Below are 3,949 nucleotides of genomic sequence, written 5' to 3' on the forward strand. Positions count from 1 at the left end.
ATAATCGAATGAATCGGTGTAAACAACGATTTATTTTTACGCCCGGTCAAATCCGGCAGAACTCAGCGTGTTTTCTGCAACACCCCCACCAGCGTTGCGCCCCGGAAGCGGCCGGGGAAAAACCGGCTGCCGGCGATCAACGAAGCAGCAGCAACTGCCCCCGCGCGCGCGAAACGCAGCGGCAAAAACCATGAACGTGACTTTCTTGCTTGTGCCTGCAATTGTTCACTCATCATGGCATTAAAAAAAGCGTCGAGCGGCAATTGCCGGCAAGCGAGCAAGTGAAAGCCGCACGTTTCCGCCAGCCGCTGCAAGGCTGGCAGCGTGAAATGATTCACATGGCGCGGCACATCGAGCGCGATCCAATCGCTGCCATAAACTCTGGCATCGAAGCTTTCAATATGAGGCGCGGCGATGATAAGCTGGCCGTCCTCGGTCAATTGATCGCGCAAATGCAACAGCGCGGCTTTGGGTGAATAAAGATGTTCCAGCACATGCCAAAGCGTGATCACGTCGGAAGGCGATCCTGCCTTCAAATCCTGCACACTGCCGGTTGCGATGTCGAGCTGAAAGTTGCGCCGGCCCCAATCCGCGGCAGCCGAGTCGCGTTCCAATCCTCGCACTTGCCAACCGGAAGCGCGCATGAACGCGAGAAACTCGCCGGTGCCACAGCCCACGTCGAGCAGGGCGCCGCGAGCACAGAATCGCGAAAGCAACCGGCGTTTCCATCTGAGATTGATTTGGCGGAGATAATCGTAAAGCTTTTGCGTCGCGGTTGGCCGGGCGGCAAGGCTGGCGAAAGGCAAATAAGCTTCGTGTTGATAATAACGGCCGCTCATGGCTTCGTCGGGACGGGGATTCAAGTAAATCATGCCGCACACGCGACAGCGCTGCAGATCATACGACGGACCCTCGGCCAACGCGAAGCGATCCGCGACACGCATGTATAACTCACCGGCGTCTTCGGCGCAAACCGGACAGGCGCAATGCTCGAAATCAGACAACGGTTATCTCTTTTGCGTTCGTGTTCAAGTGTACAGGAAGATCACACCACTTGCGCAGAGGTGTTAGAGGCAATACCGCTCACTTAACATTTCGTTCGTAGTCCCGGCCCCTTGCGGGTCGATGCTAACGCAAATAATTTCAATCTTCCTGCAGTGCCCCACACGGGGCAGGGCTACTAAGTGAACGGTATTGGTGTTAGAGGTGTTCTTGGAACGAAAGCCGTTATCGTTGCAGAAAGGCTTCGTTCAGACTCGCCACAACGCGGCTTCGCATGATCATTCTCGTGCGCTGTTACCTTGAAAAGTATATCCCACTCGGTATGTCATCCAGGAGGGAACTTGTGAAGTTGCAGGCATTATGCCGAGTATTTCACAAGATTCGCCTGAGACATTTCGAGGGGCACTCCTACAAAATTAAGGTAACAGCCCACTAGCTGGGCAAGTCAGAAAACCGTTTCTTGCCGCCTGCGAAATAATCCCACACAATGCTGCGCGAATAAAATTTGCTTAGCATTGCCGCAGGCGCAATTTTACGGCTGTCATAGCCTTGCCGGCGCTGTCGCTTAATCTGCGCGGCATGTGTGATAAGATAACCGTACGCTGCAAAAACCTTCACCGCCTGCCTCCATTGCAAACGGAGCAACATGCGCAGCGCCGCGAGCACATCCAACAACAAACGCAGCGGCAAAACTTTGAATAATTGCGCCGCCGGCATATTCTTGAGCAGCAGAATCAGGCCGTTGCGATGATTCAGATAAACCTTGCGCGGGGATTCCGCTTGCAGCGTCGAACCGGCTTGATGATAAACCACGGCGCCCGGCACGGCGCGCACGCGATAACCTGCCCAATGCAAGCGCCAGTTGAGATCGATTTCTTCCATGTGCGCGAAGAAATGTTCATCCAACTCGCCGGTTTCCGTCAGCGCCGCCTGCCGCAGCAAGCAGCACGCGCCGCTCGCCCAAAAAATATCGACTTCATCGTCGTACTGGCCGCGATCGTGTTCGAGCGTAAAAAAAATTCTGCCGCGGCAAAACGGATAGCCGAGCCAATCCATAAAACCGCCGGCCGCCCCGGCATAATCAAACTGATCCGGTGCATCGAGAGCGAGAATTTTCGGCTGGCAAGCAGCGACGCTTTCATCACGCTCCATCGCAGCCACCAGCGGCGCAAGCCAGCCGGGTGTAACCACCGCGTCATTATTGAGCAGCGCGGCATACTTGCCCCGGCTTGCACGCAATCCGAGATTGCAGCCGCCGGCATAACCGAGATTCTTTGCGCTCGCCACAACTCTTACTTCGGGGAAATGAGGCAACACTCTCGCAACGCTGCCGTCATCGCCGGCATTGTCAATGAGCAAAATCTCAAAGGGGCGGTAATCCGTGGCTTGCAAGCTTTGCAAGCATCTTTGCAATATTTCCGCGCCGCGCCAATGCGGAATGATAATCGACACCAACGGCCATTTTTTTTCAACAGGCACGGCGGTTCAGCCTCGCGTTTAATTCGAGGAATGGCTGGTATCAACCGGCGCGGGCGCCGTGCCGCGCAACTGTTCCAACTGCGTGCGCGCCGCTTGATCATCCGGAAAGCGCGCCAACAATTGTTCCAAAGCCGTCACCGCTTTATCGCGCTCGCCGGTCATACTGTAAAGGCGCGCTAACCACTGATACCCTTCACGCTGCGCCGGATTTTGCTTGATCACCTCCTGCGCCAGGGATTCGGCCAGCGCCCGTTGCCCGCGATAGTTCAAATAATCGGCAAACGACAGTTTATCATTCACGGCGGTCAGCCGGCCGTACTCATTTTCAATCATGTTGCGATAGCGCTTGGTCAGCTCTTCCGGGCGCCCGGCCTGCGCATACATCAAGCCAATCGCCTCGTTGATGCGAAAATCACTCGTCGGAATGACATACTCCGGCATGACTTGTCCCATGCGATCGAGCGTTCTTACGACCTCGTCATTCTCACGGCGGGAGAGATGATATTGCGCCAGGTGCAGGAACGCGGAACGGTAGTTTTGCAGCAGGTTCAGCACGTTGGCCAGGTTGTCCGGCAGCTCGTCGCCGCAGTGGTTGCCGGCCAGGGCCTGCTCGCGCTTCATGTTCACCAGGAACTCGCCGCGCTTGTAGTCCTCACCGAAGAGCACGAAGCCCAGGTCCAGGTAGCAGATGGCCTGGATGTGGAAGGTGCGCGCGTACACCTCCTCCTGGTCGTGCAGGGGGGTTGCCGCGAGCCATTGTGCGAAGGGGGCGAGGGTCGCCGCGGCCTCCGGGCAGTGCAGGCCCAGCATGGCGGTGCAGCGCTCCACGGCGGCGGGCAGCCCGGCATCGGGGTAGGACACCAGGGGCGTGAACGGGCGGTATTTGGCCAGGTGGTTCATCGGTCAGAGGCCGCGTGCGGGGCGCATCTTGAAGCCGAAGCCGGTCTCACCCTTGGTGTCGGCGGTGGCCTCCATCATCTCGATGCTCTCCTCGCGGTGCGCGGGCGGGATCACGAAGCGCTCGTTGAAGGTGGCCAGGCTGGTGAGGCGGAAGATGGCATCGGCCTCGGCCGCGTTGGTGCGCCCGATGTTCAGGGCCTCCTCCACTTCCTCCTTCGGCAGATCGCCCACGGTGGCGTCGCGGCGGTGGATCTTCACGGCCAGCAGCTTGCGCAGCACGTTGCGCACCTTCTCCTCATCGCCGGCGGTGAACAGGCTGGCGAGGTACTTCATGGGCAGGCGCGCGGTCTCCACCCCGCCCCAGAGGCTCTTGGTGGTGCTGTCGTACACGCCGTCGGCGTCCACACTGGCCATGGCGGGCAGCATGGGCGGCACGTAGAACAGGTTGGGCAGCGTGCGGAACTCCGGGTGCAGCGGCAGGGCGATGCCCCATTGCTTCACGAACTTGTACACCGGGGAGAGCTGGGCGGCGCGGATGGTGGTGTCGGCGATGCCGTTGGCCTTGTCC

General features: G+C 58.5%; 4 protein-coding genes. All 4 read right to left on the reverse strand.

Annotated features, from left to right (window positions below):
- Nucleotides 1–62 precede the first annotated feature (62 nt).
- Nucleotides 63–1,004, reverse strand: coding sequence for a class I SAM-dependent methyltransferase (locus FBQ85_27510; GenBank protein ID MDL1878880.1), 942 nt, complete (start codon nt 1,002–1,004; stop codon nt 63–65).
- Nucleotides 1,005–1,434: 430 nt separating this feature from the next.
- Nucleotides 1,435–2,481: a glycosyltransferase family 2 protein gene (locus FBQ85_27515; protein ID MDL1878881.1), complete on the reverse strand. Its 1,047-nt coding sequence runs from the start codon at nt 2,479–2,481 to the stop codon at nt 1,435–1,437.
- 18 nt (nt 2,482–2,499) lie between these two features.
- A complete protein-coding gene (locus tag FBQ85_27520; GenBank protein ID MDL1878882.1) occupies nt 2,500–3,381 on the reverse strand; it encodes a tetratricopeptide repeat protein in 882 nt (293 codons plus the stop codon).
- 3 nt (nt 3,382–3,384) lie between these two features.
- A partial coding sequence (gene narH / locus FBQ85_27525) for a nitrate reductase subunit beta (protein MDL1878883.1) occupies nt 3,385–3,949 on the reverse strand: 565 nt, incomplete at its 5' end.

Source organism: Cytophagia bacterium CHB2 (assembly GCA_030263535.1).
GTDB lineage: Bacteria > Zhuqueibacterota > Zhuqueibacteria > Zhuqueibacterales > Zhuqueibacteraceae > Coneutiohabitans.